The 15,044-nt window shown below is 40.1% G+C and carries 14 protein-coding genes and 2 pseudogenes; 3 read left to right on the forward strand and 13 right to left on the reverse strand.

What is annotated here, in order from left to right; all coding sequences use genetic code 11:
* From F8M47_RS12240 to yjgA, 3 genes and pseudogenes are all read right to left on the reverse strand, one after another.
* Positions 1–81 (reverse strand): annotated as a pseudogene (locus tag F8M47_RS12240) (transposase); the annotation flags it as partial.
* A gap of 97 nt (positions 82–178) precedes the next feature.
* Positions 179–550, reverse strand: a complete 372-nt coding sequence (locus F8M47_RS04900) for a SirB2 family protein (protein WP_150539063.1) — start codon at positions 548–550, stop codon at positions 179–181.
* 44 nt (positions 551–594) lie between these two features.
* Positions 595–1,122: a ribosome biogenesis factor YjgA gene (gene yjgA / locus F8M47_RS04905; RefSeq protein WP_150539064.1), complete on the reverse strand. Its 528-nt coding sequence runs from the start codon at positions 1,120–1,122 to the stop codon at positions 595–597.
* 93 nt (positions 1,123–1,215) lie between these two features.
* Between yjgA and pmbA the strand changes: the two genes are divergently transcribed.
* On the forward strand, positions 1,216–2,565 hold the full coding sequence (gene pmbA / locus F8M47_RS04910; RefSeq protein WP_150539065.1) for a metalloprotease PmbA: 1,350 nt from the start codon (positions 1,216–1,218) through the stop codon (positions 2,563–2,565).
* Between the two features lie 263 nt (positions 2,566–2,828).
* Here pmbA and F8M47_RS04915 read toward each other — a convergent pair whose 3' ends face one another.
* The 8 genes and pseudogenes from F8M47_RS04915 to F8M47_RS04950 form a co-directional block, all read right to left on the reverse strand.
* Positions 2,829–3,488 (reverse strand): NAD(P)H-dependent oxidoreductase, encoded by a 660-nt coding sequence (locus tag F8M47_RS04915; protein ID WP_150539066.1) that lies wholly within the window; start codon positions 3,486–3,488, stop codon positions 2,829–2,831.
* Between the two features lie 23 nt (positions 3,489–3,511).
* On the reverse strand, positions 3,512–4,345 hold the full coding sequence (gene fghA / locus F8M47_RS04920; protein WP_150539067.1) for an S-formylglutathione hydrolase: 834 nt from the start codon (positions 4,343–4,345) through the stop codon (positions 3,512–3,514).
* Positions 4,346–4,349: 4 nt separating this feature from the next.
* A pseudogene (locus F8M47_RS04925) lies at positions 4,350–5,462 on the reverse strand (S-(hydroxymethyl)glutathione dehydrogenase/class III alcohol dehydrogenase).
* 64 nt (positions 5,463–5,526) lie between these two features.
* Complete coding sequence (locus F8M47_RS04930) at positions 5,527–6,597, reverse strand: NADH:flavin oxidoreductase/NADH oxidase (RefSeq protein ID WP_150539068.1); 1,071 nt, start codon at positions 6,595–6,597, stop codon at positions 5,527–5,529.
* Positions 6,598–6,808: 211 nt separating this feature from the next.
* Positions 6,809–7,300 (reverse strand): acetolactate synthase small subunit, encoded by a 492-nt coding sequence (gene ilvN / locus F8M47_RS04935; protein WP_150539069.1) that lies wholly within the window; start codon positions 7,298–7,300, stop codon positions 6,809–6,811.
* A complete protein-coding gene (locus tag F8M47_RS04940) occupies positions 7,293–9,017 on the reverse strand; it encodes an acetolactate synthase 3 large subunit (RefSeq protein ID WP_150539070.1) in 1,725 nt (574 codons plus the stop codon). Before F8M47_RS04940 ends, ilvN begins: the two co-directional genes overlap by 8 nt.
* A gap of 313 nt (positions 9,018–9,330) precedes the next feature.
* A complete protein-coding gene (gene can, locus F8M47_RS04945) occupies positions 9,331–10,047 on the reverse strand; it encodes a carbonate dehydratase (protein ID WP_150539095.1) in 717 nt (238 codons plus the stop codon).
* Between the two features lie 120 nt (positions 10,048–10,167).
* Positions 10,168–11,004, reverse strand: a complete 837-nt coding sequence (locus F8M47_RS04950) for a LysR family transcriptional regulator (RefSeq protein ID WP_150539071.1) — start codon at positions 11,002–11,004, stop codon at positions 10,168–10,170.
* 143 nt (positions 11,005–11,147) lie between these two features.
* Here F8M47_RS04950 and F8M47_RS04955 point away from each other — a divergent pair, with 143 nt between their 5' ends.
* Positions 11,148–11,786 (forward strand): DsbA family oxidoreductase, encoded by a 639-nt coding sequence (locus F8M47_RS04955; RefSeq protein WP_244298070.1) that lies wholly within the window; start codon positions 11,148–11,150, stop codon positions 11,784–11,786.
* A 218-nt stretch (positions 11,787–12,004) separates the two neighbouring features.
* On the forward strand, positions 12,005–13,198 hold the full coding sequence (locus F8M47_RS04960; protein ID WP_150539072.1) for an ATP-binding protein: 1,194 nt from the start codon (positions 12,005–12,007) through the stop codon (positions 13,196–13,198).
* Between the two features lie 38 nt (positions 13,199–13,236).
* On the opposite strand, the gene F8M47_RS04965 is transcribed toward F8M47_RS04960, so the two are convergent.
* Both F8M47_RS04965 and F8M47_RS04970 read right to left on the reverse strand, forming a co-directional pair.
* On the reverse strand, positions 13,237–13,683 hold the full coding sequence (locus F8M47_RS04965) for a type II toxin-antitoxin system VapC family toxin (RefSeq protein WP_150539073.1): 447 nt from the start codon (positions 13,681–13,683) through the stop codon (positions 13,237–13,239).
* Positions 13,683–14,831, reverse strand: a complete 1,149-nt coding sequence (locus tag F8M47_RS04970) for an AAA family ATPase (protein ID WP_150539074.1) — start codon at positions 14,829–14,831, stop codon at positions 13,683–13,685. The genes F8M47_RS04965 and F8M47_RS04970 overlap by 1 nt, the downstream gene beginning before the upstream one ends.
* Positions 14,832–15,044: the final 213 nt, after the last annotated feature.

The raw sequence follows: 15,044 nt of genomic DNA on the forward strand, positions 1-15,044 counted from the left end.
TTTAGCGACCTCACGAATACCCAAATCCTGTTCGGTCACTTGTTTGATAATGTTTAAACGAAATTGATAAGAATAAGACATAATCTGCACCTCAAATTAGGTGTCCAGGTTTTGGGGTGCAGATCAAAAAGCGGTCGAATTTTGCAAAGAAATTGCAAATTTTGACCGCTTGTAAAGGTTAATGTAGCGTTGCTACCATCATGGTTAGTACAAAGCTAACAACAGCTAAAATAAAGTTTTTAAGCGAGAATGGCTGTGATTTTTTAAACGCTTTCGCACTAAATACGATATAAAGCACTAAAAATGCCAATTTAGGCAACATCCATTGCATTTCATTAAGGGCATAGATACCGTTAGAAACTAAAATTACTAGCAGCGCAATACCTGAGATAAGTAATAGGGTATCGACTAAATGTGGTGCAATGCTTAGCACTTTGTACTGACGCCAATCCACCATTTTTGAAGCCAATACACCACGAGTAAGTAATAGCACAAGGCTAATATAAGCAAAGCCAATATGCCCGAGCATAAGTTGCGGAAAAAATTCCATAATCACTCCACATTAAACAAAAAATAAGCGGTCTAAATTGCGAATTATTCTGCAATTTCCGTTTTTAAATATTGAAAGATTTCACGATAATTTTTAGCAGGTTTGTTTGCCTCGCGTTCTTTTTGTGCGCCACGGATCAAGTTACGTAAGTGTTGACGATCCAATTGCGGATGCTCATTCATCAAATGATTTAATGACGTATCGCCCATATTCACTAGCTGATCTCGAACTAATTCAAGTTTGTGTAACAGTGCCTGTTGCTGATTATGGCGATTTTTCACTTTATCTAGCGCTTCTTGAATCGGCTCAGGATCACGGTTGCGTAATAATTTACCAATAAATTGAATTTGACGACGACGAGCCTCAAGTTTGAAACCTTGCGCTTGGCGAATTGCATATTTTAAGTCTTCATCCAGTGGGATCTTTTCGAGGTTCTGTGGGGTTAATTCAATTAATTCAGCCCCCAATTTTTTTAAATGTTCTGAATCACGTTTAATTTCACTTTTACTTACCCAGATGATTTCCTCTTCTTCATCTGTCCAATCAATTTCATTTTTACTGCGTTTAGCCATGGTTATTCCTTCAATCGTAAAAAATACCGTATTCTATCAGAAATTTAAGGTAGAATATACGCATCTTATTTTTATCACATTTAAGTAAAAATTATGTCATTAACAACAAAACAAGATCTTCAAAAGCAAGAACAAGCATTACGACAAGCGGTTAAATTTGCATTAGAATTTGCAAAAAAATCAGGCGCAGAAGCAGAAGTTGGAGTAACTAAAGTTACAGGGCTCTCTGTTTCAACTCGCTTAGAACAAACGGAAAATATTGAATTTAATAATGATGGATCACTTGGCATTTCGGTGTATATGGGTAAGCGTAAGGGCAATGCTTCAACCTCAGATCTTCAGCCACAATCAATTCAACGTGCGGTTGAATCTGCACTTGCGATTGCAAAATATACATCAGAAGATGATTGTGCAGGTTTGGCAGATAAAGAAATGATGGCATTTAATGCGCCTGATTTGGAACTTTATCATCAAGCGGATATTTCAATGGAACAAGCGGTTGAATTAGCGCTAGAAGCTGAACATCATGCCTTAAATGCCGATGAAAAAATTGTTAATAGCGAGGGAGCAACCTTTAATTCACACAGTGGTGTGCGTGTGTATGGTAATACGCATGGTATGTTGCAGAGCTACCTTTCAAGTCGTTATTCACTTTCTTGTAGTGTTATCTCTGCCTATGAAGATCAGCTTGAACGTGATTATGAATATACAATTTCCCGCGAGTTTGACAAACTCCAATCAGCAGAATGGGTTGGTCGTCAAGCGGCATTTAAGGCGGTTGATCGTTTAAATCCTCAAAAAATAAAAACCTGTGAAGTGCCAGTTATTTTTTATAACGATGTCGCAACAGGCTTGGTCGGACATTTAGCAGGTGCAATTAGCGGAGGCGCATTGTATCGCAAATCTAGTTTTTTATTAGATAAATTAGGCACACAAATTTTGCCACATTGGTTCTCTGTGTCTGAGCGTCCACATTTACTACGCCAATTAGCTTCATCAGCGTTTGATAGTGAAGGGGTGATTACCCAAGACCGAGAAATCATTACAGATGGTGTACTGCAAACCTATTTAATGACCAGCTATTCAGCACGAAAAATGGGTTTAAAAACCACTGGACACGCAGGTGGGATTCATAACTGGTTAGTGACACCAAATCGCACAGGTGGTTTGGATACGCTATTAAAAGAAATGGGAACAGGTTTATTGGTGACTGAATTTTTAGGCTCAGCCATTAATGCGGTAACAGGCGAGTATTCGCGCGGTGCTGCAGGGTTTTGGGTGGAAAATGGTGAAATTCAGTATCCAGTGGCGGAGATTACTATTGCTGGTCAATTGCAAGAAATGTATAAAAATATGGTTGCTGTTGCGGATGATATTGAACATCGCTCGAATATCCAGACAGGTTCAATCTTGTTAGAAAGTATGAAAATTTCAGGCGAATAAAAATCTACACAATTGAGAATAATTCTTATTGACATTTACTGATTAATTGCCTAAAATAGACCTCGTTACATTGTTAGGGTAATGTAACACGGCTAAATAACTTTATCGTCATCTAAAGTTATAGAGCAATTAGGGTAAAAGTAAATTCGTTAGGTTAAAATAGCTAGCTCTTACGAGCTAGCTATTTTTTTAGATGTAAGAATGGAATTTCCAGTAGAACTTACTTACAGCATGTATATCACTATGATTAAAATGAGAGAAGATTATTTAATCCACTCAATCACTTCTTCGGTTGGTTTGCGGGATTTTCTGGTGATGTCTTGCGAACGGTAGCCGAAGGTTACCATAGTCGCAATGCCCCACTCGTTCGGGTCAAATACGCCAGCGTCTGCAAAAATTTTGTTTACTGGCTCATATTCAAAACCCTCGATTGGGCAAGAGTCGATACCGATAAGTGCCGCACCTGTCATCATATTACCTAATGCGATGTAGGTCTGTTTTGCTGCCCAGTCGAATAAAGTTTGCTCGTTTACTGCTTGTTTCATATCTTGGGTTTGGAATTTTTTGTAAAGCGCTAAGCCTGCTTCTAATTCCTCGCCAGATAAACCACGGCGTTCTAATACGTTACGCATAAATTTACTGTCATAACGTGCATTTTTCTTCGCTAAAATCACAACCAAGTGGCTGCAATCGTCTAATTGACCAGCAACACCCCAGCCCACTGGTTTGATGGCATCACGCAACGCTTTGTTTTGCACCACCACAAATTTCCACGGCTCAGAACCTACTGAACTTGGTGAAAGGCGACCTAATTCTAAGATGTAGTCAATATCTTCTTGGCTGATTTTTTTGCTGCCATCGTAGTAACGGCAAGCACTGCGAAATTTAAACGCGTCTAACACGTCTTGTTTTGATACGCTCATTTTGTTTCCTCTTTTGTTTTAATTTAAATTGAATTTAATCGTTTAGCGTGATACGCCAAATGCTCGCCGATAAAGCTCGCAATGAAGTAATAACTGTGATCATAGCCCTCACAGTAGCGAATATCGGCATTTTGCCCTGCCTGCTGGCAAGCCTGTTCTAACAGTGGCGTTTTAAGCTCTCGCTCGTAGAAATTATCTGCAAGCCCTTGGCTAACCAAAATATGTGGCACTTTTTTGCCCTGTTTAATCAGCTCTACGCTGTCATAATCCGCCCAGCTTTGGCGATTTTCACCCAAATACGCAGTGAGGGCTTTTTCGCCCCACGGCACTTGGCTTGGGGCAACAATCGGCGAAAAGGCTGAAACGCTGGTATAGCGTTCAGGGTTTTTCAAAGCAATGGTTAAAGCTCCGTGTCCACCCATTGAATGTCCGCTGATTGCCTGCTTGCCGTTAGTGTTGAAATGCTCGTCAATCACTTTTGGCAGTTCGTGAACAATGTAATCGTACATTCGATAATGGCTTGCCCAAGGCTGTTCAGTGGCATTTAAATAGAAGCCAGCCCCTTGCCCTAAGTCGTACGCCTCATCATTCGCTACATCTTCGCCTCGTGGGGAAGTGTCAGGGGCAACCACAATAATGCCGAGTTCCGCCGCATAACGCTGAAAGCCTGATTTGGTGATGAAATTCTGCTCGGTGCAAGTTAAACCCGAAAGCCAGTAAAGCACAGGCAATTTTTGCGTTTTTGCCTCTTTAGGTAAAAAGATGGCAAATTTCATTGTGCAATTGAGGCTTTCGGACTGGTGTTGCCAAACTTGCTGTTCACCGCCAAAGCAGAGGGTTTGTTCAACTTGTTGCATTGGCTTATCCAAAGTGAATGACGCTACGAATGGATTTCCCTTCGTGCATTAAATCAAATGCGTGATTGATCTCATCAAGTGGCATTGTGTGGGTTACAAATGGACGTAAAGCGATTTTGCCTTTCATCGCATCTTCTACCATACCTGGTAATTGGCTGCGACCTTTCACCCCACCGAATGCTGTGCCTTTCCATACACGCCCTGTAACCAGCTGGAATGGACGGGTTGAAATCTCTTGCCCTGCACCTGCTACGCCGATAATGATCGATTGACCCCAGCCACGGTGAGCAGATTCTAATGCCGCACGCATTACATTTACGTTACCGATACATTCAAAGGTGTGATCCACGCCCCATTTGGTCATTTCGATCAACACTTGTTGAATGGGTTTGTCGTAATCATTCGGGTTAATGCAATCCGTTGCCCCGAACTCTCTTGCTAATTCAAATTTTTCAGGGTTGGTATCAATGGCAAAAATGCGTCCTGCTTTTGCCTATCTTGCCCCTTGCAGTACCGCCAAGCCGATACCGCCTAAGCCGAATACGGCAACGCTATCGCCCTCTTGCACTTTCGCTGTGTTGTGTACTGCACCGATCCCTGTGGTTACGCCACAACCTAGCAAGCACACCTCTTCGTGGTTTGCTTCTGGGTTGATTTTGGCAAGGGAAACTTCCGCTACCACGGTATATTCGCTGAATGTTGAACAACCCATATAGTGATAAATCGGCTCGCCGTTGTAAGAAAAACGGGTTGTGCCGTCTGGCATTAAGCCTTTACCTTGGGTTTCACGCACCGCTACGCAAAGATTGGTTTTGCCTGATTTACAGAAATCACACTCACCACATTCGGCGGTGTAAAGAGGGATAACGTGGTCGCCCACTTCAACAGAAGTTACGCCCTCGCCCACTTGCACTACTACGCCTGCACCCTCGTGTCCAAGCACCACAGGGAATATACCCTCAGGGTCTGCCCCTGAAAGGGTGTAAGCGTCTGTGTGGCACACGCCTGTGTGGGTGATTTTGATGAGTACTTCGCCTTTTTTGGGTGGGGCGACATCAATTTCTACGATTTTTAACGGCTCATTTGGGGCAAAAGCCACCGCTGCACGGGATTTAATCATCTATTTGCTTTCCTAAAATTCGATAAAATTTGGTAAAAAATTTGGTTTTTTTGACCGCTTGTTAATAGCCACGCACATAGCTGGCTGGTACAAACTGCATTGGCTCAAAATCTGCACCGTTTTGGTTGAATTGTGCATTTAGCACCCAGTGTGGATCACGCAATAAAGCACGCCCTACTGCAACAAGATCCGCATCACCATTTGCTAACACAAAATCTGCCACTGCTGGGTTGTCTAACATTCCCACTGCGATCACAGGCTTGCCTGTCGCCTGTTTCACTTGGCGAGCAAATGGCACTTGGTAGCCTGCACTCATTGCTGGGGTGTGTGCTGGGTGTAATGCACCATCACCACCACCGCTGACGTGTAAGCAATCTGCCCCTGCTTCGGCATAGCGTTTCGCAATTTCTACGCCATAAGCTAAATCGTAACCGCCCTCGGCATACTCTTGGGCAGAAAGGCGAACGATCAACGGCATATCCGCTGGCATTACCGCTTTTGCGGCTTTGATCACCTGCTCACCAAATAGCATTTTGTCCTGACCATATTCATCGGTACGTTTATTGGTGCGAGGAGCGTGGAATTGGTGAATAAGGTAGCCGTGTGCGCCGTGGATTTCGATTGCGTCAAAGCCTGCTTCTACCGCACGTTTCACTGAATTTTGGAACGCTTGCACCAGCTCTTTCACCTCTTCGGTGGAAATATCTTTTGGCGTTTGGAATGTCCAACCATCACCTTTGTTCTCTTCCGCTCTGTTTTCGTAAGCGATTGGGCTTGGGGCAACAACGCTTTCGTGCCCTAGCCCTTTACGCCCTGCGTGTCCGATTTGAATGGCAATTTTGCTGCCATATTTATGCACCGAATCCACGATTTTTTTCAGTTCATCACGCTGTGTGTCATTCCATAATCCTAAACAGTGTGGCGTAATACGACCATTTGGAGCCACGTTGGTCATCTCAACGATAATCAAGCCCACGCCGCCAATTGCACGGCTGGTGTAATGCACGAAATGCCAATTATTTGGTAAACCATCTGTTGCCTGATATTGGCACATTGGAGGCATTACTACTCGATTTTTAAGTTCAAGATTCTTAATTTGATAAGGCATATTCAAAAAACGTAATTTAGCCATTATTTTCCCCTATTTAAATACATATAGTTTCAAAAGATCCTCTTTTATATAGGCTATAATATATCTGTTGTGTTTTCGAACTATAAGTGAAATAGCTAAATGTATTCTTATTCCCGCTGTTTATAACTCTTTTGTAGTATTTACTTTACTAATTGCAATATTCTTGATTATAAAGTGAAAGGCGGGGAATACCCGCCTTTACTTGAGAAAGCTATAAACAGTTTTTATCGCCACGCGAGAGACTAATTACGCCTGAACGGACAATCTCGACAATGGTGGTTTCTTGTTTTACTGCTTCAATAAACGCATTGAGTTTCTCACTCGTACCTGATAACTGAATGGTATAAAGTTTCGGAGTAATATCGACAATCTGCCCGCGGAAAATATCACTCATACGTTTTAATTCATCACGTACTGAGCCTGTCGCACGCACTTTTAGTAACAAGACTTCACGTTCAATATGTTCAGTTGGGCTTAAATTTGAAACTTTAAATACATCAATTAATTTATGTAGTTGCTTCTCAATCTGTTCTAGGATATTTTCATCACCTTTTGCCACAATCGTCATACGTGAAAGTGTTGGATCATCCGTTGGTGCAACAGTTAAGCTTTCTATATTAAACCCACGTTGAGAAAAAAGACCTACAACACGGGATAATGCACCCGATTCGTTTTCGAGTAATACTGATAATGTTCTACGCATCTGTTCTCTCCGTTTTGCTTAACATCATTTCATTCATTGCACCACCACGCACTTGCATTGGGTAAACGTGTTCGGTTTCATCTACTTTTACATCAACAAACACTAATTTGTTTTTGATAGAAAATGCTTGGGTGAGTTTTTCTTCTAATTCACTTGGGTGATCAATGGTAATTCCCACGTGTCCGTAGGCTTCAGCTAGTTTAGCGAAATCAGGTAATGAGTTCATATAAACTTGCGAGTGACGACCTGAATAGATTAGATCTTGCCATTGTTTTACCATACCTAAGAAACGGTTATTTAAACTTACGATCACTACTGGTGTATCGTATTGCTTCGCAGTAGAAAGCTCTTGGATATTCATTTGAATTGAACCATCCCCCGTTACGCACACTACGGTTGCTTCTGGGTGCGCAAATTTCACCCCAATTGCAGCAGGTAAACCAAAGCCCATTGTGCCAGCCCCACCAGAATTGATCCAACGACGAGGTTGCTCAAACGGATAGTGAAGTGCAGCAAACATTTGGTGCTGACCTACATCTGACGTAACATAAACTTCACCATTGGTGATTTTATGAATTAATTGAATCACTTGCTGTGGTTTAATTACTTCATTGCTACTTTCGAATTTTAAGCATTGACGAGCTTTCCATTCATCAATTTGCTTCCACCAAGCGGTCAAATCTGCCTGATTTTTTGCAAGATTTTCTTCTTCTAATAAGCTTAGGAATTCTTCTAATACATTTTTTGCACTACCTACAATTGGAATGTAAGCAGGCACAGTTTTTGAAATAGAAGCTGGATCGATATCAACGTGAATCACTTTCGCATTTGGGCAGTATTTCGCCAAATTGTTGGTGGTTCGGTCATCAAAACGTACACCAATGCCCAGAATTAAATCACTTTCGTGCATTGCCGTATTGGCTTCGTAAGTACCGTGCATACCAAGCATACCAAGGAATTGCTTATTCGAAGCGGGGAAGCCACCAAGCCCCATTAATGAGCTAGTCACAGGTAAATTTAATTTAGTCGCAAAATCAGTTAATTCCGTGGCACATTCAGCTGAAATAATCCCACCACCGATGTATAACACGGGTTTTTTCGCAACTAATAATGCTTTAAGTGCTTTTTTGATCTGACCTTTATGACCTTGCACCGTAGGGTTGTAAGAACGTAACGAAACTTCTTTTGGATATTCGTAGGTAAATTTATTCGCTGGATTTACCATATCTTTTGGAATATCAATTAACACAGGGCCTGGACGACCTGTTGAAGCAATGTAGAACGCTTTTTTAATGGTTGAAGGGATATCTTCAGGATTTTTAATCATAAAACTGTGTTTTACCACAGGGCGAGAAATGCCAAGCATATCGCATTCTTGGAAAGCATCAGTACCAATTAAATTTGAAGGCACTTGACCTGTTAAGATCACAAGAGGGATAGAATCCGCATAAGCAGTAGCGATACCTGTGATTGCATTGGTTGCACCTGGGCCAGAAGTTACTAGCGCACAGCCTACTTTACCTGTTGAACGTGCATAGCCATCTGCCATATGAATTGCGGCTTGCTCATGGCGTACTAATACGTGGTTGATATTATCTAAAGTATGAATTGCATCATAAATATCTAAAACTGCACCACCTGGATAGCCGAAAACGTATTCTACGCCTTCGTCTTTCAAGGACTGAACAACCATTTCTGCACCAGAAAGTTTTTTCATTGAATCCTCCAACGATTTTTTATGAAATATTGTGTTTGCTCTATATGTAATAGGGATTTTGCAAAAAAATAGTTAAATTGTCTAGAGGAGAGAAAGTGTTCTTAAGGAGTTCTAATTAGATAAAAACACTGTGAATTCTAATAATTCAGAATTTTATAAAATGAAATTACGTTTTTCATAATTAAAAAAGATTTTTAACCAAATTTTATAAAATGATAAGAATTAAATCTTTTTTGTGAAGAAAGGCAAAATACTCAGAAAAGGGGAGTGTGAGAAAAAAATAGTGTGAGTTGGCTCACACTATTTGCAAAGATTAGTCAAAATAAGCGTTTTCGAGCTGATCAGGTTGTTCAGCAGGTTTATTGGCAATCATCTCTTCAACTTCTGTTGTCAATTTAGCAATTGCATTGCGATAGGTGATCTCTAGTGTTTCAGTACTGGTTGCTATTACGCCTTGATCATTTAAGAATCCGTCATTTACATCGTAAACCCAACCATGAATCGAAAGCTTTTTACCTCGGCTCCATGCCGAAGTTACAATTGAGCTACGCCCCAAATTATAAACTTGTTCCGCAACGTTTAAACGAGTGAGCATATTCGCGCGTTGTTCAGGCGGGAGATTGCCGAGTAAGTAGCTATGCTTAAACCATAGATCACGAATATGTAAAAGCCAATTGCTGATCAAACCGTAATCCTCAACGTTTCCCATTGCAGCTTTAATACCACCACAATTGGTGTGCCCACAAATAATAATATGTTCGATCTCTAATACATCGACCGCATATTGCACCACAGAAAGGCAATTTAAGTCAGTGTGAATCACTAAGTTGGCTACATTACGGTGAACGAAGAGTTCGCCAGGACCTAAGCCTGTTAATTTTTCGGCGGGAACACGGCTATCAGAACAGCCAATCCAGAGATAATTAGGTTTTTGGTGTTCAGCAAGTTGTTTAAAGTAATCGGATTGCTCATCTTTCATGCGAGTTGCCCAAGCATGGTTATTGGCAAACAGTTGTTCAATCTGTTTCATCATGTTCCTTAAAGATTGTTATCAGATTGTTTGATTCTAACATAAAGACAATGAAAATAAACAAGCGGTTATTTTTCACCAATTTTTTACGACAAAAACAGCGAAAAACCAACCGCACTTCTACTCAAACACCTCAATCAACCAATCTGCCACGGCGCGCACTTTTTGGGTGTGGCGGACATCTTCGTGCATTACCAAATAAAGAGGGGATTGGTAGCCATTGATTGATTCAATCTGGACAAACTCAGGATTTTTATTAGCAAAATAAGTAGGCAATAAACCAATACCGAGTTGTTGGACTACGGCTGATTTCAGCAGTTGGAAATCGTTGCAGGCAAAGCGGATCGATTTGCCGTTAAGCTGTTCGTTCAGCCATTGCTGATGTGAGCCAGTGAGATTTAGACTTAAATACTGCCACTGGCTTTCAGGCGTGCGGGTGAGGTAATCTCGGTGAGCGAACCAGCGGTATTCCATATCACGCAGGCGTTTTGCCACTAAATCGTTTTGCGTTGGCTGGGCGATACGCAGGGCGATGTCTGCTTGGCGTTGGTGCAAATTACTGATCCCTGTATCGCTGTGCAAAATCAAACGAATATGGCTAAAATGGCGATAAAATTCACTTAATTGCGGGGCAAGCACGCTGTGAGCCACAAAAGGCGGGGCGGAAAGCACCACTTCTGCCATTTGCTCGCTGGTGTCTTTGGCGGATTGTGTCAAACTCAAGATATTCAGCTGTAATTTCTTCGCTTCGTCATAAATTTGACTGCCTTCATCGGTGAGCAAATAACGCTTGTTAATGCGATCAAATAAATGCAAATTCAGCTGTTTTTCTAACCGTTCGATCCGCCGAGAAACCGTGCTATGTTCCACATTTAACGCGTTCGCCGCGGCGGTTAAGGTCTGTTTTTCCACCAGTAAGATGAAATAATGTAAGTCGTTCCAATCAAGGTTATTCATTTTTCTATTGTGCGTAAATAAACAATGCTGTGCATTTTAAGCCTTTTAATGCACGAAAACAATCCATAAAATGACCGCACTTTACATCCCTAAATCCCCCTTAGTCCCCCTTTTGCAAAGGGGGAAATGACTTGGAGCGAAAAATGAACAAAATCAAAATTGAAATGTATTCCGATTATGCTTGCCCGTTTTGCTATATCGGCAAGCGTTATTTAGAACAAGCCCTTGAGCAATTTGCAGGGCGTAATGAAGTGGAAATTGTGCATAAAGCCTACGAGCTTTATCCCACAATGAGCGAGGAAGTAACTAGCACCACGCAAGGGCGCATTGAGTGGAAATACCACAAAACCCCAGAAGCGGCGATGGAAATGATTCGTGGTATCGAACAAAAAGCGGCAGGTGCAGGCTTGGCAATGAACTATGAAAAGGTGCAAAACACCAACACCTTCACCGCTCACCGTTTAACCAAATTTGCCGAAAGCAAAGGCAAAGGTGCGGAAATGAATGAGCGTTTATTCAAGGCTTATTTTACCGACAACCTACCACTCGCCAACCGTGCCACCTTATTGCAATGTGCGGAAGATGTGGGCTTAAACCTTGCGGAAGTTACCGCTTTTTTAAATAGCGACGTTCTAAGCGAAAGCGTACGAGCAGACGAACAACAAGCCAAACACATCGGTGTGCAAGCTGTCCCATTTTTTGTGATTAACGATGAAATTGCGGTAGCAGGTTCACAGCCGCCCGCACAGTTTTTGGCGTTGTTGGAAAGCATAAAAGGCTAAATTCATAAAAAGTGCGGTGTGAAATTGCAGAGTTTTGTTGATCGTAAAAATTTGGTGAAAAATAACCGCTTGTAGGTAATTAAAACCGTCTGAAAAGTGATTTTTAGGCGGTTTTTTATTTTCACTATAATGAAAATAAATCAATTTTACTATTTACTTTGCATTATAATGAAAATAAGCCTAATATTAGGCTCAAATTAACTTATAATGCAAATACTATGATAGAACGTCCTTTATATATCGAAAAGCTCAAAAAATTCCAAGATAGCGAATTTATCAAGGTGATCACAGGGGTACGCCGTTGTGGCAAGACTTTTGTGCTGGATATGTTCCGCCAACACTTGCTTGGCTCAGGTATTCAGCCTGCACAAATTGTGTTTGTGAATTTTGAATCAATGCAATACCGCAGTTTACGAACGGCAACGGCATTGTATGACTATGTAATGGCACAAGCCTTGCCTAATCAGAAAATGTATCTGTTTTTTGATGAAATTCAGCGAGTGGAACAGTGGGAAGATACAATAAATAGCTTCCGTTTGGATCTCAATGCGGATATTTATCTTTCTGGCTCCAATTCTTCGTTACTTTCGGGCGAGCTGGCTACGCTGTTAGTCGGACGAATGGTGGAAATCCCGATTTATCCGCTTTCTTTTCAAGAATATCTGCAATTTAAGCAATTTAGTGGCATTCCTGATCAGCTTTTCTCTGAATATGTGGAAAAAGGCGGCTTTCCTGCAGCAGTGTTAGTGAATGATGATGAAGTGCGGCATACCATTTTAGATGGCATTTTTAATTCAATTTTGCTTAAAGATGTGAGCGAGCGGGCAAATTTACGCAATGACGGTGTACTGGGGCGGTTGGCTTCCTTTTTGTTGAGTGAAGTGGGTAATAGCATTTCCATTAACAGCATTGTCGGCACGCTGAAAAACGAAGGCACGGCGGTGAGTAACAATGCGGTAGCAAAATATGTGGATTTGCTCAACCAAGCCTATATTTTTTATGAAGCCAAGCGTTACGACTTACGCGGCAAAGCCCATTTGCGTTCGCAAGCCAAATACTACACCGTGGACACTGGCTTGCGAAATGCCACGCTAAATAAATCTTATCGTGATAATTTTGGTCATCAAATTGAAAATATCGTGTTTATCGAGCTTAAACGCCGAGGTTATCAAGTGGATGTCGGCACTTATGACAATAAAGAAATTGATTTTATTGCTAAAAAAGGCAGTGAAATCCGTTATTTCCAAGTAGCAATGCAACTGCCAATGGATAATAACCGTGAAATCGGCAACTTGATTCATCTGCCTGATAACTACCAAAAAACCGTCATCACCGCCAACCGAATGGACGTAGGCGAAGTACAAGGTGTGGAAATTGTGCATATTGTGGATTGGTTATTGGGGGCTAAATGATTAAAAAAGCCGTTTGACTAAGTTCAAACGGCTTATTTTTATTTTGTTGCAAGCATTTGTTTATGTAAATCTTCAATTTTAGCAATATCACTATCTTTAGATAAAATTTCCAATCCATTAACAAAAGCTACTGCATAATGAAACATATCAAATTTACGTTTTTCTAGATTTTTAGGTATTCCATTCAACTTAGCTTGATAACTATCAAAACGATATAAATCACGAGCTAAATCAGCGGATGCTTTGTTAATATCCAAAGATTCAAATTGTTCTAATGCCGCATTAATCTTCTGTAATTTTTCGGTATTTTGCCAATCAACGCCACGCAAAACTTCATAACGAATCAATGGCGTTAAGGCAAAATAAGTATCTTCTTGTGCTAATTTTTTAGCTAAATCTTCTAATACTTCTTTTCGTTTAGTTTCATCACTTTCTTCATCAGCTAAGTAAACTAAATAATTGGTATCTAATAAATACTTTGCCATTATTTAGCCCCTTTTGCTAATTCGGCTTGAACCAATGCTAATAATGCTTTTTTCGCTTTTTGTTGCGATTCATCTTCAATACGATCAATTTTGAGTTTATTCAAATTCACATTAAAGGCTTCATTGAGCAAATCAATAAAAGAAGCATTATTCGGATAAGGAATAGGTTTGCCGTAAACCACGCCATCATCTTCACGTTGTAAACGATAGGCTTCACCGTCTTCCAGTTGGCTAATCACTAATGATGAATGCGTCGTAATATAAAAAGTCGTATTCGGGAATAATTCTTTTAATAGTGGAATAATTTTGACTTGCCATTCATTGTGTAAATGGCTTTCAATTTCATCAATCAACACCACGCCACGCACATTGGCAATTTGTACTTCATTGGTAAAATAGCTATATCCAGCAATAATAGATTGAATCATTTTTAAGATAGAAGTAAAACCGCTTGATAATTCGGAAAGCTCGCGTTTTTGATTTTCAATTTTAATAAATACACGATTATCCCCTGAAATTTCTAAAAATTCATTATCAATACGTTGATCGATTTTATTGAGCAATAATAATAAAGTTTTAATTTCAATTTCACGGTTATCTTCTTTAGCTTGATATGGATTAGCAGATTGAGCTCGTTGGATAATCCATTCTTGAATATTTACGTTTTCACTTAGTGTTTTAAAACTATAACTAGAATTAAATATAGAAAATAATCTATGTAAATAATTTTCACTTCTTTCTTTACTATTGCCTAATTTCTGTATATTTGAATTTTGTTCTTCAATATTACTACGATTTTGTGCAGGTATATAAATAATAGGTAAGCTATTTTCAACATTAAGCAGAAATTCTGAATTTTTACGTAAGCGAAAATCATCTTTAATATCAATTTTCTCATTAATACTTACAATATTTGATGATTTAAAAGGAATTTTTGTAGTATAAAACCAACCTTCTTTTTGTCGCATTTGTTTATTTGCTAGTAAGAGTAACGTAAACAAACTTTCCAAAAACTTTGTTTTTCCCACGCCATTTTCCCCAATTAGCGTATATACACGCTGATTAGGTTGGAAATCTACTTCAATCGTTCCTACACCTTTCACTTGCTCAAAGCGTAGTTTGCCATTAGTAAAAAGTTCATTCGCCATTTTTCTGCCTATCTTTAGCTACGTTTTTTGTCTTTGTGCATTATAAGGAAAATCAAACAAAATTGCTATTTTTAACTACAAGGAAAGCATTTTCATCATAATGAAAATTAGTCGATTTTTTCCTTTAATTTGCATTGTAATGAAAATTAATTGACTGATTCCATTGTGCATAAATACCCATTTATTGCGAATTTTATCCCTATTATTGTGTGG

It is taken from the genome of Actinobacillus vicugnae (genome assembly GCF_901687125.1).
GTDB lineage: Bacteria > Pseudomonadota > Gammaproteobacteria > Enterobacterales > Pasteurellaceae > Actinobacillus > Actinobacillus vicugnae.

Bases quoted from the DNA above. Each gene is read 5' to 3' on its own strand.
- F8M47_RS04970 (WP_150539074.1), bottom strand. From the start codon at position 14,831: ATGGCGAATGAACTTTTTACTAATGGCAAACTACGCTTTGAGCAAGTG.
- F8M47_RS04930 (WP_150539068.1), bottom strand. From the start codon at position 6,597: ATGGCTAAATTACGTTTTTTGAATATGCCTTATCAAATTAAGAATCTT.
- F8M47_RS04900 (WP_150539063.1), bottom strand. From the start codon at position 550: ATGGAATTTTTTCCGCAACTTATGCTCGGGCATATTGGCTTTGCTTAT.
- fghA (WP_150539067.1), bottom strand. From the start codon at position 4,345: ATGCAACAAGTTGAACAAACCCTCTGCTTTGGCGGTGAACAGCAAGTT.
- F8M47_RS04965 (WP_150539073.1), bottom strand. From the start codon at position 13,683: ATGGCAAAGTATTTATTAGATACCAATTATTTAGTTTACTTAGCTGAT.
- F8M47_RS04960 (WP_150539072.1), top strand. From the start codon at position 12,005: ATGATAGAACGTCCTTTATATATCGAAAAGCTCAAAAAATTCCAAGAT.
- F8M47_RS04950 (WP_150539071.1), bottom strand. From the start codon at position 11,004: ATGAATAACCTTGATTGGAACGACTTACATTATTTCATCTTACTGGTG.
- pmbA (WP_150539065.1), top strand. From the start codon at position 1,216: ATGTCATTAACAACAAAACAAGATCTTCAAAAGCAAGAACAAGCATTA.
- can (WP_150539095.1), bottom strand. From the start codon at position 10,047: ATGAAACAGATTGAACAACTGTTTGCCAATAACCATGCTTGGGCAACT.
- F8M47_RS04915 (WP_150539066.1), bottom strand. From the start codon at position 3,488: ATGAGCGTATCAAAACAAGACGTGTTAGACGCGTTTAAATTTCGCAGT.
- F8M47_RS04940 (WP_150539070.1), bottom strand. From the start codon at position 9,017: ATGAAAAAACTTTCTGGTGCAGAAATGGTTGTTCAGTCCTTGAAAGAC.
- ilvN (WP_150539069.1), bottom strand. From the start codon at position 7,300: ATGCGTAGAACATTATCAGTATTACTCGAAAACGAATCGGGTGCATTA.
- F8M47_RS04955 (WP_244298070.1), top strand. From the start codon at position 11,148: ATGAACAAAATCAAAATTGAAATGTATTCCGATTATGCTTGCCCGTTT.
- yjgA (WP_150539064.1), bottom strand. From the start codon at position 1,122: ATGGCTAAACGCAGTAAAAATGAAATTGATTGGACAGATGAAGAAGAG.